This is a genomic window from Amycolatopsis sp. lyj-23 (genome assembly GCF_046549135.1).
In the GTDB taxonomy this organism is placed as follows: Bacteria; Actinomycetota; Actinomycetes; order Mycobacteriales; family Pseudonocardiaceae; genus Amycolatopsis.
This window is the reverse complement of record NZ_JAJPWN010000024.1, coordinates 21,927-44,147: the sequence shown is the minus strand read 5'-3', so window position 1 is coordinate 44,147 and position 22,221 is coordinate 21,927. Positions and strand designations below refer to the sequence as shown.

Here is a 22,221-nt window from a genome sequence, read left to right as displayed (position 1 = left end):
CCGGTGGTCAAGGGCCTTCGGGATGGCGGCCCAGCTGCTCGGCGATCGCGTCGCGCGGGTACGGCGTCTTCCGGCTCGCGGTGTGCAGGGCGAAGTAGAAGTCGTTGACGACGGCGGCCAGCGGCGCGTACCGGCGCAGCAACGGGGTCTGGTCCGGGACCTCCCCGGCGGCGCAGGCGCGGACGAAGTCGTTGCGGGTGCGGGCATCCGGCCAGTCGCGCAGGCCGCGGACGTGCCGGTTGAGCAGGTGGGTCAGCACGTAGGCGCGGTCGTGGCCGTCGTGCTCGGCGAGGAACTGCGCTTCGGTGTCCGAGAGGTCGAAGCCCGGCGCCACGGTGAGGCCGAAATCCGTGAGGTAGAGCCGTTCGCCGTCGGTGACGATGTTGGCGAAGTGCGCGTCGAAGTGCTGGACGCCTTCGGTGGCCAGGAAACCGGTGATGTGCTTCAGGTCTTCCTCGAGCGGCAGGTCGTCACCCGGCCACCCGGCGACGCTGTGCGGGAAGTGCTCGAGGAACAGCACGAGGTCGGTGGTCGACCCGGTAAGCGCTTCCAGCCGTCGTCGCACGCCGTCGTCGTGGTGCCAGAACGCGATGTCGGCTTCGATGTCGGTGCGCGGGCGCGGCAGGCCGGGTGCGATCCGCCAGTGGTGCAGCAGCGGGAAGTTCTCGCACTCGCCGCCGAGCGCCCACGCGGTCGTCATCAGGTGCGCTTCCAGTTCGCGCCAGGCTCCGCCGCCGGCGGAACCGACCCCGTAGTGCGACCACGGCGGCAGCCCGTAGAGGTCGGCCGTCGAGCGGGGGTGGGCCAGTTCCACGTCGGTGAGGGGCACCCGTTTGACGAAGACCGGCTCGCCGGCCACCCGCAGCCGCCACGAGGAGCCGCCGATGCCGGTGCCGAGCGGGCGGGCCGCGGCCAGGAGGTCGTCGCCCGCTCCGGCCAGTGCGGCGGCGATCTTCTCGTGGCGAGCGCGCCGGGACGTCATGCGCGCACCAGGGGCAGGTAGACCTCGTCGACGATCTCGACGAGGACCTCGTCGTCCACTGTGGTCAGTCCGCGCGTGAGGTACTCGTTGCGCAGCAGCACCAACGCCGTGGTGGCCACGCGGGGATGCAGTGCGCCCGGCCGGGCCTCGCCGCTGGCCACCGCCTGCCCGGCGATGGCCAGCCAGGGGGCCGTGCCGCCCGCGGCGGCCTGTTCGTGGAGCTGTTCGCGGAGGTCCGGTTCGTCGCCCACGCCGGTGAGGAGGCTGCGCAGGACCCGGGCGGCCGGCGACGTCTGGCCGCAGTTGATCGCCCGCAGCAGCGTCAACGCGTCTTCGCGGAGGTTGCCGGTGTCGGGTGGCTTGAGGGTCTCCTCGGCGAGGTGGCGGTAGGCGGCGACGGCGAGGGCGGCGCGGTGGGGCCAGCGCCGGTAGATCGCGTTCTTGTTGGTGCCCGCGCGGTGGGCGACCCGCTCCATGGTCAGCCCGGGGTAGCCCGCCTCGGTGAGTTCGGCCGCGGCCGCGCGCAGGATCGCGTCCTCCAGTTCGGCGCCCCGGCGCCGGGTGTTCGCCATGGCGCCAGTATAGAGTACGGTACGGACCGTACCTTAACTACCGGAGGAATCATGCGCGCCAAGGGCATCGGCTACGACACGGGATTCGAACTCGGCGGGAGCTTCAACCGCCCGTTCGACCCGGACCTCGTGCGCCGCGAACTGACGATCATCCGCGACGACCTGCACTGCACGGCGGTGCGGCTGATCGGCACCGACCTGGACCGGATCGAGTCCGCCGCCCGCCAGGCGGCCGAGCTCGGGCTGGAGGTGTGGTTCTCGCCGTTCCCGTGGGACCGCGGCCCGGAGGAGGTCCTGGCCCTCTTGGCCGACGGTGCCGGGCGGGCCGAACGCCTCCGCGAGGCCGGCGCCGAGGTCGTGTTCGTCACCGGCGCCGAGCTCAGCCTGTTCTGCCACGGCTTCCTGCCGGGCGAGAGCCTCCCGGAGCGGCTGGAGAACGTCCTGGCCTCGCGGGAACTCCTGGCCGGGCTCCCCGAGCGGATCAACGCGTTCCTCGCCCGCGCGGTGGCGGCGGTCCGCGCCCGGTTCGGCGGCCGCGTCACGTACGCGGCGATCCCGCTGGAACGCGTCGACTGGGCGCCGTTCGACATCGTCTCGGTGGACGCCCACCGCTCGAAGGAGGTCGAGCACCTTTACCGCGACGGCGTCCGGAACCTGGTGGCGGCGGGCAAGCCGGTGGCGATCACGGAGTTCGGCGTGACGCCCTACCGCGGCGCGGCCGACCTCGGCGCGCGCTCCGGCGAAATCCTCGAGTACGAAGACGGCCTCCCGGTCCGGCTGAAGGGCGACCACGTCCGCGACGAGGAAGAGCAGGCCCGCTACCTCCGCGAACTGGTGGAGATCTTCGCGGCCGAAGGCGTCGACGCGGCTTTCGCGTGCACGTTCGTCTGCTACGGCCTGGTCCACCGCGCCGATCCCCGCACCGACCTGGACATGGCGAGCTGCGGCGTGGTGAAGGTGCTGGAGGACGGCGTGGGGGAAACGTACCCGGGTGTCCCGTGGGAGCCGAAGGCGGCGTTCGGCGCGCTGGCCGGGTGCTACGCCTGAGCCAGGAAGTCCGCCATCGCCGCGGTCAGTTCCGGGCTGCTCATCGCCGTGAAGTGGGTGCCCGGCACCCGGGCGAAGCGGCCGTTCGGCAGGGTCGCGGCGAGGGCGTCCGCGGTGGCGTGGCCGTCGTCTTCGGCGCCCACCAGGACCAGCGTGGGCGTGGTGATCCGGTGCAGGCCGGCCGTCGGCACGTGGGTGCCGAGGACGTGCCGCAGCGCCACCGGGTCGCTCCCGGCCTGCCGGATCCAGTACGCCGGCGAGCCGGGCGCCACGGGCCGGCCCTCGATCAGCGTGGTCAAGGCGTCGTGGAGGACCCCGGTCCGGGACGTCGCGCGCCGGACCGCGTCGAGGCCCTGGCCCGCCACGACCGCGCGGCCCGGCCGGGCGCCGCGGGCGAGGAGGCGCACCACCACCCGGCCGCCGAAGGAGTAGCCGCCCAGGTCGTAGTCGTCGGGGCTGTAGTGGTCGGGGCTGTGGTCGTCGAGGACGAGATGGTCCAGCAACGCGAAGCCGTCGTCGGCCAGGACGTCGGGCGGGTACGCCGCGGGATCGCGCGGGGCGGCGCTCGCCCCGTGGCCGCGCAGGTCCGGCAGGATCACGCGGTGCCCGTGGCCGGCGAGCACCTCGGCCGGGGCGAGCCAGTCGCGTCCCGAGCCGCCGAACCCGTGGAACAGCACCAGGGTCCGTCCGCGGCCGAGGGCGCGGTAGGCGAGTTCCCGGCCGTCGCGGGCGCGGAAGTGCTCCATGTGCCCGATCGTACGGCGGGTCGACGGCCGCGAACCCGGGCGTGCCGTCCTGCCCGGTGCCGTTCTGCACGGTGCCTTCGACTCGGTGCGCCGCCGCCGGTTTGTCGCGATGCCCTCGAGCGGGCCCGGGTGCCGCGGCGGCCTCGCAACCACCCGGCGGCCCGCCAGTGGGTGCGCGTTCGCGCCGCCAGGGTGACACTGGCGGCATGAAGGTCGTCGACGGGCAACGGGGTTCGGTCCGCCCGCCGTCGACCGCGCCACCGGTGCTGCGCCGCGGTCCGGTGCTGGTCACGGCCGTTCTCGCGGCCCTCGGCGGCGCGGTGGTCCCGGCGGCCGCACTGCCCGCGCTGTGGCGGGTCTGGCAGCTGTACGCGATGCTGTTCGGCCTGGTGGCCGCCGTCGGGATCGTCGCCGCCGTGGCCGTGCTCGGGTGGCCGACCCGCAGAACGGCGCACTTCGGTGCGTTCGCGGCGGCACTGGCGCTCGTCCTGTGGGTGCTCAGCCGCCCGCTCGGACTGCTGACCCGCTTCGACCCGTGGCAGCCGGCGGACACGGTGGCCGGCTTCACCGACTACGTGGCCGCCGGGCTGCAGGTCGTCGCGCTGTTCGGCTTCCTCGTCGTGGCCCGGCGGCGGGCGCACCCGTGGCCGTCCGCGCTCCGGCGGGTGACGGCGTGGGTCCTGTGGTTCCCGGTGGTGGTGGCGGTGCTCGCGACCGGCGTGGCGGGCGCCGTCGCGGCCGGCGACAGCAGCACCGGGCCCGCCGCGTCGACGTTGCTCGACGCGGGTCCCGGCACGGTCGAATACTGCCGCTCCGACGGGATCCCGCTGACCATGGACATCTACCGGCGCAGCACGGGCGCGCCGCCGGTCCCGGTGGTGCTGTTCCTGCACGGTGGCGGGCTCGTCCTCGGCAACCGCAAGCCCGCCGGGCCGGGAGCGCTGCTCGCCGGTTCGCGGTTCGGGCCGCTGCGGGACGCGCTGACGGCCCGGGGCTTCGCGGTCGCCGTCATCGACTTCCGGCTCGCGCCCGCGGCACCGTGGCCGGCCCCGCTCACCGACGCCCGGTGCGCGGTGCGGTTCCTCAAGGCCAACGCCGCCGCGCTGGCCGTCGACCCGGGCCGGATCGCCGTCGCGGGCACCGGCACGGGCGGCACCCTGGCGTCGCTGCTCGGCGTCGCGCGCGGCCAGGACGCCGGCCCGTACCCGGGCCAGGACAGCACCGTCCGCGCGGTGGCGGCCCTGGCGGCCCCCGCGGACTTCGACCTCGCGGGCCTGGACCCGCTGACCCGCGCGTCGGTGCTCATGGCGCTGGGGCGTTCACCGTCGACCCTGCGCGAGGCGAGCCCGCTGACCCACGCCGGCCCGGGCGCCCCGCCGTTCCTGCTCGGCGACGGCGGCCGGAAGTCGGGCGAGTTCGCCGCCCGCCTGCGTGCGGCCGGGGTGCCGGTGACCGAAGGTCCGGTGTCCGAGCGCCGAGTTGCGGACTTCCTCGCCTCGGCCGACGGGTGAGACTTGCCCTGGAGCGCACTCCAGGTCCTAGCGTGAGGGGCACACCGACCACCTCAGGAGCTGTTTCATGGAACTCGGTTTCCACCTGCCCATCTTCGACATCGACGGTGGGACGCCCGCCATCGCCGGCGAGCTCGCACGCGTGGGCGCCGCGGCGGAGGAGGCGGGCGCGACCTGGCTGTCCTTCATGGACCACTACTTCCAGATCGAGCCCACCGGCCTGCCCGCCGAGTCGAACATGCTGGAGGGCTACACGACGCTCGGCTACCTCGCCGCGCACACGTCCCGCATCGAGCTCGGCCTGCTCGTCACCGGCGTGACCTACCGGCACCCGGGTCTGCTGGCGAAGATCGTCACGACGCTCGACGTCCTCTCCGGCGGCCGGGCCGCCCTCGGCATCGGGGCCGCGTGGTTCGAGCGCGAGCACCAGGGGATGGGCGTGCCGTTCCCGCCGGTGGCCGAGCGGTTCGAGCGGCTGGAGGAAACCTTGCGCATCTGCGCGCAGATGTGGGACCCGGCGGACAACGGCCCGTTCGAGGGCAAGCACTACCGGCTGGCCGAAACGCTGTGCTCGCCGCAGCCGATCCACCGGCCGAAGGTGCTCATCGGCGGCGCCGGCGAGCGCAAGACGCTGCGGCTGGTCGCCCAGTACGGCGACGCGTGCAACCTCTTCGGCAGCTCGCCGGAGGACGTCGAGCACAAGCTGGACGTGCTGCGCCGCCACTGCGACGACGTCGGCCGCGACTACACGGCGATCCGCAAGACGATCGTGGCCAACAACCCGCGCCCGACACCGGAAACCCGCGACGACTTCGTCCGGTCGATGGCCGGCTACGCGAAACTCGGCGTGCAGCAGGTGATCATCACCCCGACGACGGGTTCGCCCGCCGCGTGGATCGAGGAGATGGCCCCGGCGGTGCCGCAGCTGGCGGAACTCTAGGACCCGCGCGGCCGCCGCAGCGGCTCGCGGACATCGTGTCCACAATGGACATAAGTGGTCCGGTGAACCGTTGCGGCGGTTGGGCCGTGTACCTCGGTGAGGTGGCGACCCGAGAGGAGGGGCTGATGCCCCACGCGCGCACGACAGGACGACACCGCAAACCGGCGACGATCGGACTCGCCGCACTGGTGGGCGTGGCCGGCGCAACGGCGGCGGCGATCGCGTTGACCAGCCCGGCGAGCAACGCGGCCACGGAGCAGTGCGGTGGTCTGGACACGGCGCTGCGGAACAACCTGACGTTCATCGCGAGCCAGCGCACCGCCCCGGACGCCCAGTCGGCGGCCCGCATCGCCAACCGCCAGGCGGTGGTCGAGCAGATCGAGCAGAAACGCCAGGCCGCGGGCTGCGCGAGCCAGGTGGCGGCGAACGAGGTGGCCGTCAAGTGCGCGGCGGTCGCCTCGACCGGGCAGGCTGCGGAGGCGAAGGACGAGGCCGGGCGGAACGGCATGGCGGCCGGGAAGGGTGCTGCGGGTAAGAAGAAGGCGGCTGAGTCCGGCGCCGGAAACGGCAAGGCGCAGCAGGACGGCACGGCCGACGAGAACGGGATGGCCGCGAACCAGGGCGCGGCGGCCGAGAACGGTGCCGCCGACGGCAGCAGCATGGGCGCAGCCGACCAGAACGGTATGGGCGCGCAGAAGAGCGCGGCTGCGGGCAAGAACGGCATGGCAGCGAAGAAGCACGCGGCGGCCGAGAAGAGCGCCGCCGACGGGAACGGCATGGCCGGGCAGCAGGACGCCGCTGCCGCCCAGGCCTGCGAGGTAGTCCAGAAGTGCCTCGCCCAGGCCGCCGGCACCGGGGACGCCAACGCCATGGCCAACCAGAACGGCAAGGCCGGTCAGAACAACGCCGCCGGTCAGGACGCCAACGGCATGGCCGCCGACAACGGCATGGCCGCCCAGCAAGGCGCGGCCGACCAGAACGGGATGAGCGCGGACAAGGGCTCTGCCGACCAGAACGGCATGACCGGCGAGAACAGCAGTGGGAACGAAGCCGCCGAGCAGGGCAAAGCCGCCAAGGGCGGTGCTGCCGACCGGAACGGCACGGCCATGGGCAAGGCCGCAGATCAGCAGGATGCCGAGCAGAACGGCATGGCCGCGCAGCAGGACGCGGGCAAGATCGTCCTCAACGCGCAGGACTGCGCCACCATCCTGAACTGCGTCGCCCAGGCCGCCGATCCCGCCGCCGCGCAGCAGCAGGGCATGGCCGCCGAGGAGAGCCAGAACGCCCAGGACCCGAAGGCCGAAAGCCAGAAGGCCCAGGACAAGAACGCCCAGGACCAGCAGAAGAAGGCCAAGAACAAGGCCGCCGACAAGACCGGCGCGGCCGCCGATAAGGCCGCCGACAAGGCCGCCGGCGCGGCCGCAACCCAGTGCGTCGCCACCGCGGTGAGCGCCGCAGGGAAAGTACCGGCAGGACGCTGACCAGCACCGGACCCGGACCGGCGGCACCCGCCGCCCGGTCCGGGCCCGGACGCCGCCCCCACCCGAACAGGTGACCCACGGGAACTTCCGCCCGTCGCCGTTCGTTCTCCACCTGGAGCGCAGTACCCTGGCGCTCGGACCACGACCGACGACAGCTTGAGGCTCCAGTGACCACCGACCCGGCGGCCGGGGATCTGCGCGAGGCGGCCGACGAGCTCGCCGTCGCCGGGCAGCTCCCGCGGTTCCTCCTGATGTACAAGTTCGCCATCGAAGAGCTGATGACGAAGCTGCGGATCCTCAGCGAGGAATTCGACTTCGTCCACCAGCACGACCCGATCGAGCACATCACGAGCCGGGTGAAGCGACCGGAAGCCATCCGGGAAAAGGTCCGCCGCCGCGGTCTGGGCGGCGATTGGGTGTCCGCCGCGCACGTCCTCGACGACATCGCCGGCGTCCGCGTGGTCTGCCCGTTCGTCTCCGACGTCCACGAGGTCGCCCGCATGCTCACCGCGCAGGACGACGTCGAGCTGCTGCGCACCAAGGACTACATCGCCACCCCGAAGGCGAACGGCTACCGCAGCCTGCACCTGATCGTCCGCATCCCGGTGTTCCTGTCCGACCGGGTGGAAAACGTCAAGGTCGAGGTGCAGCTGCGCACCATCGCCATGGACTTCTGGGCCGCCGTGGAGCACAAACTTTCGTACAAGTACCGCGACAGCGTCCCGGCCGACTTCGCCGGCGAGCTCGCGGCCGCGGCCCGCACGGCCGCCGACCTCGACCGGCGGATGGCCGCGCTGCACGAACGGATCCGCTAGGGCGCGTCGAGCGCGTCGAGCAATATCCGCAGCCCGAATTCGAACTCCGCTTCGTGGTCGCACACCGCCAGGTAAGGCGCGGCCGCGGCGACCGCGGGCGCCGAAAGGTCCGCCACGCGCTGGACGCTGCCGCCGAGCGTCGGGGCCGCCTCGACCTCCCGCATCAGCGTGCCGATCAGGAACGCCAGCACCGCCCGCAGCCCGTGCACCGCGCGCTCCGGCGGGAAACCGGCCGCGAGCAGCGGGGCGAGCACCGCCTCCACCGGCGCCAGCGCCGTCAACGACGCGAGCCGGCGGGTGAGCACCAGCGGCGCCGCCCGCGGGTGGCCGAGCATCGCCGCCCGGAAGCCGTGCGCCAGCGCGGACATCGTCTCCCGCAGGTCCGCCTTGGCCGGCGGCACCGGGATCGAGGCCACCAGCACCTCGGCGATCCCGTCCAGCAGCGCGTCCTTGCCGTCGACGTGGTTGTACAGGCTCATCGGGTCGACGCCGAGCCGGCGCGCGAGCTTGCGCATGCTGACCGCGGCCAAGCCGTCTTCGTCGACCAGGGCGAGGCCGGCGAGCAGGATCCGTTCGCGCGTCAGGACGGCCTGGGAGGGACGACCTCGCCGGGACGTCACGGCCTCAGCACCGCCGGCAGGTGCTCGTAGCCGCGCAGGATGCGCGTCGACCGGCGCCGGGCCCCGGGCAGCACGCGCAGGCCGGGGAACCGGTCGAAGATCGTGCGCAGCCCGATTTCGCCCTCCATGCGCGCCAGCGACGCGCCCAGGCAGTGGTGGCGGCCGGCGCCGAAGGACACGTGGTCGCGCGCGCCCTCCCGGGCGACGTCGAACACGGCGGGGCCGTCGAACACGCCGGGGTCGCGGTTGGCGCCCGCCAGCACGGTGGTGACCAGCCCCCCGGCCGGCAGCGGGACGCCGGCGACCTCGGTGGCGCGGGTGGCCACGCGGCCGGTCAGCAGCACCGGCGGGTCGTACCGCAGGACTTCCTCGACGGCGTTGCCCCACAGCTCGGGGCGTTCGCGCAGCACGGCGAGCTGCCCGGGGTCACCGGCGAGCAGGGCGATCCCGCTGCCGAGCAGGTTGACGGTGGTCTCGAAACCGGCGGCCAGCACCAGACCGGCGGTCGACTTGAGCTCGGTTTCGGTGAGGCCGACGCCGTCGTCGCGGGCCGCGACGAGCTTGCTGAACAGGTCCTGGCCCGGGTGCCGGCGCAGGTGCTCGAGGTGCTCGCCGAGCCAGGCGTCGAACTCGGCCAACGCGCTTTCGACGTGGCGGAACGTGCGCCAGCCGAGCCCGAGGTCGAGGCTCGGCGCCGCGGCCGCGCCCAGCGACAGCACCTTGCCCAGGTCCGACGGCGGCACGCCGAGGATCTCGCTGATCACCGTCACCGGCAGCAGCCCGCAGTAGGACTCGACGAGGTCGAGCGGGCGGCTCGGGTCGAGGTCGTCGAGCAGGCCGTCGGCGATCTCCTGGACCCGGCCGCGCAGCTGCTCGACCGCGCGCACGGTGAACACGCCGGTGACCAGCTTGCGGTACCTCGTGTGTTCAGGCGGGTTGACGGCGAGCAGCGACGGCGGCCGCACCGGGTGCAGGTGCTCGCCCGCCGCCCACTCGCCCAGCCTGCCGAGCGCCGAGCCGTCGGACGCCATGACGCCGACGCGGAAGTCCTCGCTGGAGAGCACTTCCCGGACCGCGGCGTGCGTGGTGGTCATCCAGCCGAAGCGGGTGCGCGCGAGCGGGCCGGCGGCGCGGATCTCCTCGAACAGCCCGCTCAGGTCCTGCCCGTCGGCCGCGGCCACCACCATCCGGCCCTGCAGGTCCCCGCGCTTGGCTTCGCGGCGCAGCACGGTCCGGGGGAGCGCGTGGCCGAGGCTCCAGCGGACGACGGGCTTCGCACGGGCCAGGGCTCCTTCGAGCACGGCGTTCCCCCTTCGGTCGGCGTGCCTACAGTGTAGGTTATCGACGGCCGGCGCGGGGTTCACCGCGGTTGTCCGGGCCTTTCCCGGACCGGCGCCAGCAGCACGCCGAGCGCGAGCAGTTCGGTCAGCGCCATCCCGCGTTCCACCAGGCCGAGCGGGATCAACGTCCACCAGCGCCCGCCCGAGACCGCCGCGACCACGACCGCGCCGAGGATCACCGCGAACCAGCCCAGCGACCCGATCGCCAGCACCCGCGCCAGCCACCGTCGCCCGGCCGCGGCCGGGAACGCCGGGCGGGCCGCGACCAGCACCGCCAGTGGCAGCGCCACGAACGCCACCACGCTCGCGATGCGGTGCAGCGTGCCGCCGAAGTCCGCGCGGGAGACCGTCGCCCAGTCGGGCTTGGGGAACGCCACGATGACCAGCAGTCCGAGTGTCCACAGTGTACCGAGGAGGGCCGCGGGCGCGGGGAGCCGCCGCTGGCTGCGCAGGGCGGCCAAGCCGGCCGCCGAGCCGAGGGCGACCAGCACCACCGCGAGGTCGAAGACCCACTTGTGGTCGGACAGGCCGTACTCGCTGATCGTGCGGCGGGTGACGCTGATCCGGTCGGTGGGCGGGATGACCTGGAGCAGCAGCACGAGGCCGGCGCCGATCACCAGGGCCGCGATGCCCGTCAGCGAGACCGCGACCGACACTCGTCGCGCAGGGAGCGTGACCATGGACCGACAGTAGCCGACCGGCGGTTGACTCCCCGTGAAAGCGGGACCTTGTACGACTTACGGCGGTGTCCACGGCCGGATTTCCTCCATTATGGTCCACCGCTACCGGTACGTCCGTGCGTGCCGGCCTGGTGTCGAGGAGGTCTCTTCCTGTGGGGAATTCACCAAGACGGCTGGTGATGCTGGCTTCGGCCGTCGCACTGGCCGGAACGTTCGTCGCGTTGCCCGCCGGTACGGCGGGTGCGGCGCAGAACATCCTGCGCGCGGACAAGTCGGTCACCCGCTCGTGCTTCGAGAAGCTGCTGCCCAAGGGCACCTCGGGCACCGATCGCCGCGAAGTGACGTCCACGGTGGACGGTCTCGTCCAGGCCCGCCTCAAGGCGGTGCCGGGCGCCGAAGGCGACTGGGACGTCGCCGTGTTCGACAAGGCCACCGGGACGGTGGTCGCCGCTTCGGCGGCGTTGCGCAGCCACGAACTCGCCGAGAGCTTCGTGAAGAAGGGGCAGGAGCTCGTCGTCCAGGGGTGCCGGTACGGCGGCCCGGCCGGCCAGGTCCAGCTCGGCGTCGACTTCCTGGCGCTGACGCCGCAGGGGACGCCGACCGGCGCGGCCGCGGCCGCCCAGCGGGCGGAACTCGTGCGCGTCGAGACGCCCACCCGCGCCGACAAGAACAAGCTGACCGCCCTGGGCCTCGACGTCACGGAGAAGGGTGACGCGAGCGGGGTCGAGGTCGTGCTCGCCGGTGACGCCGATCGCCAGACGCTGAAGAACAGCGGCTTCAAGTCGAAGGTCATCGAGGCGGACCTGTCGGCCAAATCGGTCCAGGACGCGCAGACCGACCGCCGGTACGCCGCGACGACGGCCGCGTCGGCGCTGCCGTCCGGGCGCACCAGCTACCGGCACCTCTACGAGTACAACTTCGAGATGAAGGAACTCGCCCGCAAGAACCCGAACCTGGTGTCGGCGTTCACCATGCCGGAGTCGACCTGGGAAGGCCGGGACGTCGTCGGCGTCGAAATCGCCACGGACGTCAAGAACGTGACCGACGGCAAGCCGGTGAACTTCACCATGGGCGTGCACCACGCCCGGGAGTGGCCGGCCGGCGAGCACGTCATGGAGTGGGCGTACGAGCTGGTCAACGGCTACTCGCGCGACGCGTCGATCCGGTCGCTGGTGAGCAAGACGCGCAACATCGTCGTGCCGATCATCAACCCGGACGGCTTCGAGATCTCCCGCGAGGCGGAGCCCAAAGGCGACTTCACCCGCTTCGACTACGAGATGAAGCGCAAGAACTGCAACGTCAACGACTCGCCGCCGCAGTACGCGACCGGCGTGTGCAAGGCCAACCCGGGCGGCCGCCTGCGCGGCACCGACCCGAACCGCAACTACGCGGGCTTCTGGGGCGGCGCCGGCGCCGAGGTGGCCTGGAGCGGCGACACCTTCCGCGGGTCCGCGCCGTTCAGCGAGCCCGAGGTGCGCAACGTGCGCTCGATCGTGTCCTCGCGCCAGGTGACGAACCTGCTGACGATGCACACCGTCGCGGCGCTGGTGCTGCGCCCGCCGGGCGTGGCCGACGTCCGCCCGCCGCTGGAGGAGCCGCAGTACAAGGCCCTCGGCGACAAGCTGGCCTCGCGCAACGGCTACACCAGCGAGCCGAGCTGGGCGCTCTACGACACGACCGGCACCACCGAGGACTGGTCGTACTGGGCCACCGGTGGCTGGGGCTTCACCATCGAGGTGGGCGGCAACGGTTTCCACGGGCCCTACGCCGACAGCGTCGTCGCCGAGTACGAGGGCCTGGCGCCCGCGGCCGGCGCCGGCAAGGGCGGCAACCGCCAGGCGTTCCTGGACATGCTGGGCAACGCGGCCGACCCGCAGCAGCACTCGACGCTGATCGGCTCGGCGCCCAAGGGTTACCAGCTCAAGCTGCACAAGACGTTCCAGACGCCGACGTCGCCGGTGGTCCAGCCCGACGGCTCCACCAAGCCGCCGATCTACGTCACCGACGACCTGAACTCGAAGTTCACCGCCAGCGGCGGGCGCTTCGCCTGGTCGGTCAACCCGTCGACGCGGCCGTACGTGGCCGGCCGGTACGGGCGCGACCCGCAGGGCCCGGCGCAGCAGGGCTTCGCGGTCGCCAACCCGCCCGGCGTGCCGGCGATCAACCAGAACTACCCGGCGGACGCGACGGCGGAGTCGTTCACCTTCCACGTCGACGGCATGCCGAAGGTCGACAACGGGAAGTTCAGCGTCAACATCAACTGGAAGAACACCACGACCGACTGGGACCTGTACGTCTACGACTCGGCGGGCAACCTGGTCACGTCCTCGGCCAACGGCGGCACGACGTCCGAGCACGCCGTGCTGTTCGACCCGCCGGCCGGCGACTACAAGGCCGTGGTGGTCAACTACGACCAGACCGACCCGAACGCGCCCGACGACTGGACCGGTGACGTCTCGTTCTCGTCGCCGATCCCGCCGACCTACGGGACGAAGGAGGCCTACCAGCTGACCTGCTCGTCGCCGAACGGCAAGCTCGTCGGCGTGGCGGACGTCTTCGCCGACCGCGGCCAGACGGTCGACGTCGGCGAGGTCTGCACCCGGTCCGCGCACGCGCAGAAGCAGCGCGCCTCGGGCGGCATCCGGTAGTTTCCGGTTCGATCTCGTGAAGGCCTCCTCGCTCGCGCGGGGAGGCCTTCACGGCGTTGCGGCGAGGGTGAGGCCCAGGACGACGAGAACCGTGCCCACAACGCGGTTGAGGGCCGGTTTCGCGTGGGCGTACCAGCGTTGCGTGGCGGGCGAGGAGAAGAGCAGGGCAACGCTCAGGTGCCACCCGGCCGACGCGGCGACGATCAGCGCCACGGCGGCGGCCTTGACGGCGGTGGGTTCGGTGGGCGGGAGGGCCGCGGTGAGGACGCTGCCGAAGAAGGCGGCGGCCTTGGGATTGGTGAGGTTGCTGAGGACACCACGGCGGAATGCGCTGCCGCGAGCTTCGTCCGGCGCGGTTTCGGGAGCGCGGGCGGTCAGCCAGAGGCGGACGCCGAGCCAGGCCAGGTAGGCACCGCAGACGACGCGGAGAGCGGTGGCCAGCCACGGTTCCCGGGCCAGGAGCGCCCCGAGCCCGAAGACGGCCACGGCGGCGAGCAGGCCCCCGGCGGCGACAACGCCGAGCGCAACGCCGACGGCGGCCCGCCGCGTGCCGGCGGCGGCGGTGTGCGCGATGAGGACGAAGTTGGGGCCGGGGGAGATGGCGGCGGGCAGGTAGGCCAGGAGGACGGTGCCGAGGGTCGCGGCGGGGCTCACGCCGACGGGCCGCCTTCGGTGATCGCGGGGGTGGGCCCGGTGCGGAGGCAGGGAGCGGCGCCAGAGGCGGTGGCGGGAGGTATGCCGACGCCGTTGCGGGGATCGATGCCGGTGCCGGTGGCGATGGCGGCGCTGATGCCCTTGCGCGGGGCGTGGCCGCTGCCGTTGCGGGGATAGGGGGCGGCGCCCACGCCGGAGCTGATGCCGATGCCCTTGCGCGGGTCGATGCAAGTGCCGGATCCGCCGGGGCGCGGCAACATCGGCAAAGCCGCCGCGACGGCGGGGATAACCGTGGTTGCCGAAGCGGCGTCGGTGCCAGGGGCGGTGCCGCTTCCGGCGGCAACAGGCGTGGCGTCGGGAACGGGGTCAGCACCGGGACCGGGTTCGGTGCCGCGTCGCGTGCGGTGCCGGCGATGCGCCGGAACTGTCGGTGCCTTCCGGTAGCGTGGAAATCGGGGGCTGCTCATCCAGGTCCGCACCGCCGGACTCACGCGGCCCGGCCGCCGCCGACCACCTGGTCGCGCAGCGTGCGCAGCGTCTCGTGGTCCACTGTGGACGGATCCGCGGCCAGCCACGCGCCGATCTCGTGCAGGAACTCCTCCGGCGTCATCGGCGCGACCGGCAGGTCCCCGGGGTCGGCCGTGGTCAGGTCGCCGCTGCGGCTGGGGTACAGGATCATCGCGCCCCGCAGCGTCACCCCAGGCAGCAGCTCGCGGAAGGCCGCCAGGCTCTCGGCGAGCCGGCTGCCGCCGCCGCGGAACGGGCGGCCGTTGCGCAGCAGCCTGCCGTCCTCCGCCGTCTCGTAGTGCCCGGGCAGCCACAGCTTCGACTCGATCAGCACCAGCCGCTTCCCGCACAGCACCGCGTGGTCGACGTCGGCGAAGACCGACCCCGGCCAGGCGAGCCCGTGGAAGATGCGGGCGCCCGGCAGCCGGGTCAGGTAGCCCTCGAGCAGGTCGGCGGTGAGGCGCTCGGCCAGCTCGTCGCGCTCGGTGCCGGGCGCGCCGAACACCGTGCGGCCGCCGAACTCCTCGGCGTACGCCTCGCGCGCCTTCGCGGCTCGCAGGTAGCCGCGCGCCAGCCGCTGGACCAGCAGCGCCGTGCCGGCCGTCAGCAGCAGCCAGACGATGAGCACCGGCGTGCTGAAGCCGACGCCGGTGACCAGCGGCAACAGCACCAGCACCATCCCGGCGACCGCGGCCACCACCGGCGTGTGCCCCGGCTCGCGGTGACGGCCGTGTCGCATCCGGGTGTCCTCGCCGGCGAAGTGCCACCAGGTCAGGTCTTCGGCGTCGAGCTCGGGCAGGTCGGGGACGAAGCCGGGCTCGTCGCCGAAGCGCCGCCGGGGGCGGGGCCGGACCGGGACCGGCACGACGGTCGCGCCGGCGGAGTCGTACCGGGCGCGCGCCACGGGGTCGCTGAGGACGTCGTAGGCCTCGCGCAGCAGCCGGAACGTGCCGACCGTGCCGCCGGCGTCCGGGTGCATCGTCTTGGCGAGCCGCCGGTAGGCCGTCTTGACGTCGGCCGCCGTGGCGTCCCGGCGCAGGCCGAGCAGCTCGTAGTAGTCGACGTCGGGCACGCGGGCGGTCACCTCCGATGGCTGCGCGAAGACTTTATGGGGTCGGCTCACCGGGTTCTTCACCGCCTCGCCCGGCGCGCCCGGGTGACGGTCTCCGGTGCAGGTCACGGGGTTTGCGTGCCCCGGTGGGTCGGGATCGTCGGTCCGGGTGACTACGTCCCGCGTGGCGGCGGTGTGTCGGTGGCGGTGGCCGGAAAGCGTCCACTTAGGACTTCGCATCACCCGGAAGTGTTGCCGGGCCGGGGAAATTCGGCGGCTCAGTGACGTTTCGTAGTCGCAACCCACCCGAATGGCTGTGAACATGTGTTCGAACGCTCGGCTATGCTCGACCCATGACCTCGACACCCCTCAGACGTGACGGGCCCACCGCCACCCCACCTCGGCAGCGGGCCCGTCACCCCCGTCAGCGCTCGCGCAGCAGGTACCGCTGCAGCTTGCCGCTGGCGTTGCGCGGCAGTGCGTCGAGGAACCACACCCGGCGCGGGTACTTGTACGGCGCGGCAACGGCTTTGGCGTGCTCCTGCAGGGCGTGCACGACGTCCGGGCCCGGGGCCACGCCGGGCCGGAGCACGACGAAGGCGGTCACGACCGCACCCCGGTCCGGGTCGGGCGTGCCGACGACCGCGCACTCCTCGACGTCCGGGTGCGTCAGGAGCACCTCTTCGACCTCGGGAGCCGCGATGTTGTAACCGGAAGAGACGATCATGTCGTCGCTGCGCGCCACGAACCGGAAATAGCCGTCGGGCTCGCGGACGTAGGCGTCGCCGGTGATGTTCCAGCCGTCGCGGACGTAGTCGGCCTGGCGCGGGTCGCCGAGGTAGCGGCAGCCCGTCGGGCCCTGGACGGCGAGCAGGCCGGGCGTGCCGTCCGGGACGGGCCGGCCGTCGACGTCGAGGACGGCGGCGCGGAAGCCGGGGACGACCTTGCCGGTCCGGCCCGGGCGGGCGTCGTCGCCGGCCGCGGAGATGAAGACGTGCAGCATCTCCGTGCTGCCGATGCCGTCGATCAACGGCGAACCGACGACCTCGCGGTACCGCTCGGCCACGGCGGCGGGCAGTGCTTCCCCGGCGGAGACGGCACGGCGGACCCCGGCCAGCAGGGGCCCGTCACCGGCGGCGAGGATCGCGCGGTAGGCGGTCGGGGCGGTGAACAGCACCGTCACACCGTGTTCGGCGACGGTCGACGCCAGCTCCTTGGGCGTCGCGCGGTCGACCAGGAGCACCGACGCGCCGGCGCGCAGCGGGAACACCAGGAGGCCGCCCAGGCCGAAGGTGAACGCCAGCGGCGGGGTCCCGCAGAACACGTCGTCCGGGGTGGGGCGGACGACGTGCCGGGAGAACGTGTCGGCGATGGCGAGCAGGTCGCGGTGGAAGTGCACGGTGGCCTTCGGCGTCCCGGTGGTGCCGGAGGTGAAGGCGAGCAGCGCGACGTCGTCGTCGGCGGTCGGCACGTCGGTGAAGGTCGCCGGGTGCCGGGCGCAGCGTTCGGCCAGTGCGGAGTGCCTGGAGTCGCCGGACAGCGTGATGTCGGGCGTTGTGGTGCCGGGTGCTGTGGCGTGGGGCCCTTGGTCATGGGGCGCTGTGTCGTAGGGCGCTGTGTCGTAGGCGACCACGGGCAGCCCGGGTGGTAGTTCGCCGAGCAGGCGCTGCTCGCACAGGGCCACCGTCGGCCGGGCGCGGTCGGTGATCTTGTCGAGCTCGCCGCGGCGCAGCATCGGCATGGTCGTCACGGCGACGGCGCCGGCCTTGAGGACGGCCAGCCAGCACGCCGCCAGCCATGGCGTGTTGGTGCCGCGCAGCAGAACGCGGTTGCCGGGCACCACCCCGAGTTCGGCGGTGAGGACGTGCGCGATCCGGTTGGCGCGCGCCACGACCTCTCCGTAGGTCCATGTCTCGTGCGGCGAGCGCAGGCAGGGGCGGTCCGGGCCGAGGCGGGCGGCGGTTTCGTCGAGCAACGCCGTCGCGGCGTTGAGGCGCGCCGGGTAGCGCAGCTCCGGCAGGTCGAACACCAGCCGCGGCCACTGGTCGGCGGGTGGCAGGCGGTCTCGGCAGAACGAGTCGACGTGAGCGCTGGGAGAAAGCTTCATCGCAGCTCCTCGATCTCGGCCTGCACCGTCTCGGCCCGCCCCTCGTGGAACGTAGCACTCGTTGCGATCGTCGAGAAGGCGCAATGTCGTATCGATGACGACGGCAACCGGCAAGCCAGGCGCCAGGTGGCCACGTTGATCCGGCGCTGGCGATCACCCCGTCGTGGGGGCGCGGGAACACCGGGTCGCGCATCGCCGCCCACTAGCTTTTTGATCATGGTCGAGACGCCCGAACCCCCGCCCACCCTGGCCGATCCGCGTGCGCTGCTGCTCGGCTACCTCGACCACAGCGCCGCCGCGGTCCTGCGCAAGCTCGACGGTCTTTCCGAACTCCAGCTGCGCCGCAGCGTCCTGCCCTCGGGGTGGACGCCGCTGGGCATGGTCAAGCACCTCGCGTGCACCGAACGCTTCTGGATCCGGTACCTGTTCGCCGGCGAGGACGTCGACTTCTCCTGGCCCGCCACGACCGAACAGGAGTGGTTCGTCGCGCCGGAGGAACCGTCGGCGGACATCACCGCGTTCTTCCTCGCCGAGCGCGAAAACTGCGCCCGGCTCGCCGCGGTCACACCGCTGGAGGGCCGGGCCGTGCGCACGACCCGCCGCGGCGGCGCCGAAGAGCACCCGACGTTCGCCTGGATCCTGTGCCACCTGGTGCAGAACTTCGCCCGGCACGCCGGGCACGTCGACGTCGGCCGCGAGCTGATCGACGGCGTGACCGGCCGGTAGCGCCCCTCAGGCGGGCGGGGCGACCGTGGCGTCCTGGTTCGCGCGCCGCAGCGCCTCGGCGACGAATCCGGTCGCCTTCAGCTCTTCGACCAGGTCGTGCAGGAAGGCGACTGTCTCCGGGCGGCGGTCCGGGGTGGTGCAGACGGCCTGCCGGATCTCCATGAACCGCCCGGGGAGCACGTGCGTGCCCGGGTGCTGGGCGGCGTAGGCGGTCAGCGGCTGGCGGATCCCGGCGGCGACCTCCAGGTGCTCGTCCTCGAACGCCGTGACGCCGTCCTTGCCGCGGACGATCGTGGCGTGCTGCAGCGTCCGCGTCAGGTAGAGGTCGTAGGCGGAGCCCTGCTTGACCCCGATCCGGACACCGGCGCGGTCGACGTCGTCCGGCGTGGCGAACGGCGAGCCGTCCGGCACGACGTACACGCCTTCGATGACCACGTACGGCGCCGTGAACGTCACCTGGGCCGCGCGGGTGGGTTCGATCGCCAGGAAGGCCAGGTCGGCCGCACTCGAGGTCAGCGCCTCGAACGACTTGCGGGCCGCGTCGAAGCAGGCGAACTCCACGGGGACGTCCAGCCGCGCGGCGACCTCGCGCGCGAGGTCGACCGTGACCCCGCCCGGCTCGGCCGGCGTGCCGTGGGCGAGCACGGGATTGCCGAGGTTGACGGCGGCGCGCAGCGTGCCGGTGGGTGCGAGGTCCCCGGCGACGGCGGATAGGTCTCCCATGGGCGGCGAGGCTAGCGGCGCGACCGGGCACGCGCCCCGCGAATGTCGCTCACGCCACCGGCGGCTCGTCCGCGGTGGTCAGGGCGAACACCGTCTCCTGGTGGTAGACGTCGCCGGGCCGCAGCACCGTGCTGGGGAAGTCCGGGCGGTTGGGGGAGTCGGGGAAGTGCTGCGCCTCCAGCGCGAACCCCGCACCGCGGTGGTAGGCGCGGCCGCCGGTGCCGGTGAGGGCCGCGGTGAGGTAGTTGCCCGAGTAGAACTGCAGGCCCGGCTCGGTGGTCCACATGGTGAGCAGCCGGCCGGACGCCGGGTCCCACACCCGCGCGGCGAACGGCGCGCCTTCGTCGAGGACCCAGTTGTGGTCGTAGCCCTGGCCGATCACCAGCTGGGGGTCGGGCTCGCCGATGCGCGCACCGATCCGCGCGGACCGCCGGAAGTCGAACGGCGTGCCCTCGACCGGTACCGGGTCGCCGGCCGGGATCAGGTCTTCGCCGGTGCGGCAGAACCGGCTCGCGGCGATCTCCACCCGGTGGTCGTGGACGTCGCCCGTTCCTTCGCCGGCCAGGTTCCAGTAGGTGTGGTTGGTCAGGTTGACGACCGTCGGCGCGTCGGTGGTGGCGAGGTAGGTGATCCGCAGCCGGTCGCGCGCGTCGAGCCGGTAGGTGACCTCGGCGGTGAGCCGGCCGGGGTAGCCCTGGTCGCCGTCCGGGCTGACCAGGGTGAGCCGGACGGCGACGCCGTCGCCGTCCCGGACCTCGGTGGCGCGCCAGACCCGCGTGTCGAACCCGGCGGGGCCGCCGTGCAGGCTGTTCTTGCCGTTGTTCAGCGGCACCCGGTGCTGCACGCCGTCGAGGGTGAAGGTGCCGCCGGCGATCCGGTTGGCGAACCGGCCGATCACCGCGCCCAGGAACACGCGGTCCGCACCGGGCCGGTTGTTGGCGACGTACCCGTCGAGGTCCGCGAACCCGAGGACGACGTTGCCGGGCCGGCCGTCGCGGTCCGGCGCCTCCAGGGACTGGAGCACCCCGCCGTAGTCGAGCACGCGCACGACCGGCCCACCGGGCCGCCCCAGCGTGTACCGGTGGACATCGGCGCCGTCGACCCGGCCGAACGGCTCCCGGGTGAGTGCGGGTGCGGTCATCGTGTGCCCTCCCAGCGACTGTTAGCGCTAACAGCCCGTAGCGACTTTAGAATCACGACCGCCCCGGGTCAAGAAGACGGCGGCGAGCGGCTCGGAACCGCCCGGTCGGAAGGGTTCGCGCCCGGCTGCCGGAACCGAAGTCGGGCGCGTAAGTAGGCATGTCCGCGGCAAGGCTGGGGATAACTCGGCTGCCTGCGCCGGGGCTGTGGACAACCACGGTTCGCGGGCCCGGAATTGTCGGTGGCCGCGAGTAACGTTGAAACCGGGGGTCCCCCGAGCGGCGTGGGGCATCGGCCCGCCGTCCGGGCCGAGCGCGTCAGCGCGCGCAGACCTCGCCGCTGGCGGCCGCGGCAGGGCTGGGGATAAGTCGGTGGCCCGCGCAGGGATTGTGGACAACCGCGGTTCGCGGACCCGAAACTGTCGGTGGCCGCGAGTAACGTTGAAACCGGGGGTCCCCCAAGCGGCGCGGGCGGTTTCAGCCGTGGCCGGGTGACTGGGGGCGGGTGCCCAGCAGGTGGTGGGCTCGCAGCGCCATCTGGATCTCCAGGCGCTTCGCCGGGTCGGCCAGCCGGTCGCCGAACAGGTCCGTCAGCTGGCTCACCCGGTAGCGCACCGTCTGGGGGTGGATCCGCAACGCCTGGGCGATCTCCGGGGTGCTGCCGTTGTGCTCCAGCCAGCTCAGCAACGTCTCGGCCAGCCGGGTCTGCTGCTTCACCGTCAGGCCGGCGAACGGGGCCAGGGCCTTCGCCGACAGCTCGTCCAGCAGGAACCGGTCGATCAGCAGCCAGTGCGTCGCCAGGTGGTCGGCCGTGTGGACCACCGGGCCGTCGCCGGCCAGGCCGCGGCGGAGCAGGTCCAGCGTGCGGCGGGCCCACTGCAGGGACGTCGCCGCGTCGGGCGGGCGGACGCGGGGGCCGACCGCCGCGCGCCAGCCCGGGAGGCGGGCTTCGAGGCCGCGCAGGTCGCGGTCCGGGTTCGGCGTCAGCAAGCACGGCTCCGGTCCCTCTAGGTCCAGCAGCACGTCTTCGCCCACGCGCGGGGCCGGCGGCGGGTGCCGGTCGGTGCGCGGGTCGAGCGCGATGACCGTCACCCACTCCGGCATCCGCCACTGCGCCGCCTTCGCCATCGTCGCCAGGGTGGCCGGGGACGACGGCGGGCTGGCCAGCAGCAGCTCGGCCAGCCGGCGGCGCCGCCGTTCGAGCGTGCCCGTCGCCATCGCCTGCGCCAAGGTGTACCCCTCGACCGAATACGACGAAATCTCCTCCACGTACGCGAAAATCGCTTCCGCGCCGACGCAGAGCACGGCCGCCGGGAAGCGGTGAGCCTGCCCGAGTTCGGCGACGTAGCGCCACGCCGCGCGGCCGCCCGCGCGGTAGGCGGCCTGGAGGGAATTGAGGCTGCCGCCGTCGTGGTGGACGCGCTTCCCGACCTCCACGAACAGCTTCGGCCAATTGTCCTGTGTGGACGCCAGCTCCTCGATGCTGTCGATGCAGCTGAGCACCGCCTGCTCGATCGCCAGGACGATCATCTTCCCGAACTCGCCTTCGAGGGGCTTGGCGTACTCGGGAACCGCCCGCTGGACCTCCTCGAGGATGCGCGGGGCCAGCGGGTCGGCGTGCGGGCGGAACCGCCGCGCGAGTTCGGTCGGCAGCGAGCACCACAGCTGCCGCGCGCGGCCGGCGCCCCGCGGCTGCGGGATCGCCGGGACCGCCGCCTGCGTGGTCGTCCGGGTCATGGTCACACCCCTTGCCGCGCGTGGTGGGGAAGTTCGCGCCGTCGTCGGCGCGGACGTCATGTACTCACACGGGATCGGACTTCGCAACCGCCGTCCCTGCACCCGGAGCGGGTTCTGTCACGCCGGGACCAACGGCCGCCGCGGAGTTTGTCACCCGGCGGACAAACTCCGGAACACTAACCGCGGCAAAGGTTT

The 22,221-nt window shown here is 73.0% G+C and carries 20 protein-coding genes; 7 read left to right on the top strand and 13 right to left on the bottom strand.

What is annotated here, in order from left to right; all coding sequences use genetic code 11:
• Positions 1-7: 7 nt before the first annotated feature.
• Together ACLJPY_RS44100 and ACLJPY_RS44095 are read right to left on the bottom strand one after the other, a co-directional pair.
• A complete protein-coding gene (locus ACLJPY_RS44100) occupies positions 8-982 on the bottom strand; it encodes a hypothetical protein (RefSeq protein WP_410596953.1) in 975 nt (324 codons plus the stop codon).
• Positions 979-1,554, bottom strand: a complete 576-nt coding sequence (locus ACLJPY_RS44095) for a TetR/AcrR family transcriptional regulator (protein ID WP_410596952.1) — start codon at positions 1,552-1,554, stop codon at positions 979-981. Before ACLJPY_RS44095 ends, ACLJPY_RS44100 begins: the two co-directional genes overlap by 4 nt.
• Before the next feature lie 51 nt (positions 1,555-1,605).
• Between ACLJPY_RS44095 and ACLJPY_RS44090 the strand changes: the two genes are divergently transcribed.
• On the top strand, positions 1,606-2,601 hold the full coding sequence (locus ACLJPY_RS44090; RefSeq protein ID WP_410596951.1) for a hypothetical protein: 996 nt from the start codon (positions 1,606-1,608) through the stop codon (positions 2,599-2,601).
• On the opposite strand, the gene ACLJPY_RS44085 is transcribed toward ACLJPY_RS44090, so the two are convergent.
• The gene (locus tag ACLJPY_RS44085) at positions 2,592-3,347 is read right to left on the bottom strand and encodes an alpha/beta fold hydrolase (protein WP_410596950.1); all 756 of its coding nucleotides are present in this window, start codon (positions 3,345-3,347) and stop codon (positions 2,592-2,594) included. The genes ACLJPY_RS44090 and ACLJPY_RS44085 overlap by 10 nt on opposite strands.
• A 206-nt stretch (positions 3,348-3,553) precedes the next feature.
• Here ACLJPY_RS44085 and ACLJPY_RS44080 point away from each other — a divergent pair, with 206 nt between their 5' ends.
• The 4 genes from ACLJPY_RS44080 (at position 3,554) to ACLJPY_RS44065 (ending at position 8,094) form a co-directional block, all read left to right on the top strand.
• On the top strand, positions 3,554-4,858 hold the full coding sequence (locus ACLJPY_RS44080; protein ID WP_410596949.1) for an alpha/beta hydrolase: 1,305 nt from the start codon (positions 3,554-3,556) through the stop codon (positions 4,856-4,858).
• A gap of 67 nt (positions 4,859-4,925) precedes the next feature.
• Positions 4,926-5,798, top strand: a complete 873-nt coding sequence (locus ACLJPY_RS44075; protein ID WP_410596948.1) for an LLM class F420-dependent oxidoreductase — start codon at positions 4,926-4,928, stop codon at positions 5,796-5,798.
• A gap of 125 nt (positions 5,799-5,923) precedes the next feature.
• Complete coding sequence (locus tag ACLJPY_RS44070) at positions 5,924-7,279, top strand: hypothetical protein (protein ID WP_410596947.1); 1,356 nt, start codon at positions 5,924-5,926, stop codon at positions 7,277-7,279.
• A 167-nt stretch (positions 7,280-7,446) separates the two neighbouring features.
• Positions 7,447-8,094, top strand: a complete 648-nt coding sequence (locus tag ACLJPY_RS44065; protein WP_410596946.1) for a GTP pyrophosphokinase family protein — start codon at positions 7,447-7,449, stop codon at positions 8,092-8,094.
• On the opposite strand, the gene ACLJPY_RS44060 is transcribed toward ACLJPY_RS44065, so the two are convergent.
• From ACLJPY_RS44060 to ACLJPY_RS44050, 3 genes are read right to left on the bottom strand one after another with little or no spacing between them, the layout of a single operon-like run.
• Positions 8,091-8,714, bottom strand: coding sequence for a TetR/AcrR family transcriptional regulator C-terminal domain-containing protein (locus ACLJPY_RS44060; protein WP_410596945.1), 624 nt, complete (start codon positions 8,712-8,714; stop codon positions 8,091-8,093). The genes ACLJPY_RS44065 and ACLJPY_RS44060 overlap by 4 nt on opposite strands.
• Positions 8,711-10,015 (bottom strand): cytochrome P450, encoded by a 1,305-nt coding sequence (locus ACLJPY_RS44055; protein ID WP_410596944.1) that lies wholly within the window; start codon positions 10,013-10,015, stop codon positions 8,711-8,713. The genes ACLJPY_RS44060 and ACLJPY_RS44055 overlap by 4 nt, the downstream gene beginning before the upstream one ends.
• 59 nt (positions 10,016-10,074) lie before the next feature.
• On the bottom strand, positions 10,075-10,734 hold the full coding sequence (locus tag ACLJPY_RS44050) for a DUF998 domain-containing protein (protein WP_410596943.1): 660 nt from the start codon (positions 10,732-10,734) through the stop codon (positions 10,075-10,077).
• A gap of 179 nt (positions 10,735-10,913) precedes the next feature.
• On the opposite strand from ACLJPY_RS44050, the gene ACLJPY_RS44045 reads away from it, so the two are divergent.
• Entirely contained in the window at positions 10,914-13,382 is a 2,469-nt protein-coding gene (locus ACLJPY_RS44045; RefSeq protein WP_410597059.1) for a M14 family zinc carboxypeptidase, read from the top strand.
• A 48-nt stretch (positions 13,383-13,430) separates the two neighbouring features.
• On the opposite strand, the gene ACLJPY_RS44040 is transcribed toward ACLJPY_RS44045, so the two are convergent.
• The 4 genes from ACLJPY_RS44040 to ACLJPY_RS44025 form a co-directional block, all read right to left on the bottom strand.
• Positions 13,431-14,036 (bottom strand): LysE family transporter, encoded by a 606-nt coding sequence (locus ACLJPY_RS44040; RefSeq protein WP_410596942.1) that lies wholly within the window; start codon positions 14,034-14,036, stop codon positions 13,431-13,433.
• Positions 14,033-14,503: a hypothetical protein gene (locus ACLJPY_RS44035; RefSeq protein WP_410596941.1), complete on the bottom strand. Its 471-nt coding sequence runs from the start codon at positions 14,501-14,503 to the stop codon at positions 14,033-14,035. Before ACLJPY_RS44035 ends, ACLJPY_RS44040 begins: the two co-directional genes overlap by 4 nt.
• 20 nt (positions 14,504-14,523) lie before the next feature.
• A complete protein-coding gene (locus ACLJPY_RS44030; RefSeq protein ID WP_410597058.1) occupies positions 14,524-15,615 on the bottom strand; it encodes a J domain-containing protein in 1,092 nt (363 codons plus the stop codon).
• A 403-nt stretch (positions 15,616-16,018) separates the two neighbouring features.
• The gene (locus tag ACLJPY_RS44025) at positions 16,019-17,701 is read right to left on the bottom strand and encodes an AMP-binding protein (protein ID WP_410596940.1); all 1,683 of its coding nucleotides are present in this window, start codon (positions 17,699-17,701) and stop codon (positions 16,019-16,021) included.
• 216 nt (positions 17,702-17,917) lie between these two features.
• Here ACLJPY_RS44025 and ACLJPY_RS44020 point away from each other — a divergent pair, with 216 nt between their 5' ends.
• Positions 17,918-18,427: a DinB family protein gene (locus ACLJPY_RS44020; protein WP_410596939.1), complete on the top strand. Its 510-nt coding sequence runs from the start codon at positions 17,918-17,920 to the stop codon at positions 18,425-18,427.
• 6 nt (positions 18,428-18,433) lie between these two features.
• Here the strand turns inward: ACLJPY_RS44020 and ACLJPY_RS44015 are convergent, their stop codons facing one another.
• The 3 genes from ACLJPY_RS44015 to ACLJPY_RS44005 form a co-directional block, all read right to left on the bottom strand.
• On the bottom strand, positions 18,434-19,150 hold the full coding sequence (locus ACLJPY_RS44015; RefSeq protein WP_410596938.1) for a transporter substrate-binding domain-containing protein: 717 nt from the start codon (positions 19,148-19,150) through the stop codon (positions 18,434-18,436).
• Between the two features lie 49 nt (positions 19,151-19,199).
• A complete protein-coding gene (locus ACLJPY_RS44010; protein WP_410596937.1) occupies positions 19,200-20,291 on the bottom strand; it encodes an aldose epimerase family protein in 1,092 nt (363 codons plus the stop codon).
• Positions 20,292-20,766: 475 nt separating this feature from the next.
• Positions 20,767-22,026 carry a helix-turn-helix domain-containing protein gene (locus ACLJPY_RS44005; protein WP_410596936.1) on the bottom strand — a complete coding sequence of 420 codons (1,260 nt, stop codon included), beginning with the start codon at positions 22,024-22,026 and terminating at the stop codon, positions 20,767-20,769.
• Between the last annotated feature and the right edge of the window lie 195 nt (positions 22,027-22,221).

Coding starts and splice junctions, on each gene's coding strand:
- ACLJPY_RS44100 (WP_410596953.1), bottom strand. CDS start 982: ATGACGTCCCGGCGCGCTCGCCACGAGAAGATCGCCGCCGCACTGGCC.
- ACLJPY_RS44095 (WP_410596952.1), bottom strand. CDS start 1,554: ATGGCGAACACCCGGCGCCGGGGCGCCGAACTGGAGGACGCGATCCTG.
- ACLJPY_RS44090 (WP_410596951.1), top strand. CDS start 1,606: ATGCGCGCCAAGGGCATCGGCTACGACACGGGATTCGAACTCGGCGGG.
- ACLJPY_RS44085 (WP_410596950.1), bottom strand. CDS start 3,347: ATGGAGCACTTCCGCGCCCGCGACGGCCGGGAACTCGCCTACCGCGCC.
- ACLJPY_RS44080 (WP_410596949.1), top strand. CDS start 3,554: ATGAAGGTCGTCGACGGGCAACGGGGTTCGGTCCGCCCGCCGTCGACC.
- ACLJPY_RS44075 (WP_410596948.1), top strand. CDS start 4,926: ATGGAACTCGGTTTCCACCTGCCCATCTTCGACATCGACGGTGGGACG.
- ACLJPY_RS44070 (WP_410596947.1), top strand. CDS start 5,924: ATGCCCCACGCGCGCACGACAGGACGACACCGCAAACCGGCGACGATC.
- ACLJPY_RS44050 (WP_410596943.1), bottom strand. CDS start 10,734: ATGGTCACGCTCCCTGCGCGACGAGTGTCGGTCGCGGTCTCGCTGACG.
- ACLJPY_RS44045 (WP_410597059.1), top strand. CDS start 10,914: ATGCTGGCTTCGGCCGTCGCACTGGCCGGAACGTTCGTCGCGTTGCCC.
- ACLJPY_RS44035 (WP_410596941.1), bottom strand. CDS start 14,503: ATGAGCAGCCCCCGATTTCCACGCTACCGGAAGGCACCGACAGTTCCG.
- ACLJPY_RS44025 (WP_410596940.1), bottom strand. CDS start 17,701: ATGAAGCTTTCTCCCAGCGCTCACGTCGACTCGTTCTGCCGAGACCGC.
- ACLJPY_RS44020 (WP_410596939.1), top strand. CDS start 17,918: ATGGTCGAGACGCCCGAACCCCCGCCCACCCTGGCCGATCCGCGTGCG.
- ACLJPY_RS44015 (WP_410596938.1), bottom strand. CDS start 19,150: ATGGGAGACCTATCCGCCGTCGCCGGGGACCTCGCACCCACCGGCACG.
- ACLJPY_RS44010 (WP_410596937.1), bottom strand. CDS start 20,291: ATGACCGCACCCGCACTCACCCGGGAGCCGTTCGGCCGGGTCGACGGC.
- ACLJPY_RS44005 (WP_410596936.1), bottom strand. CDS start 22,026: ATGACCCGGACGACCACGCAGGCGGCGGTCCCGGCGATCCCGCAGCCG.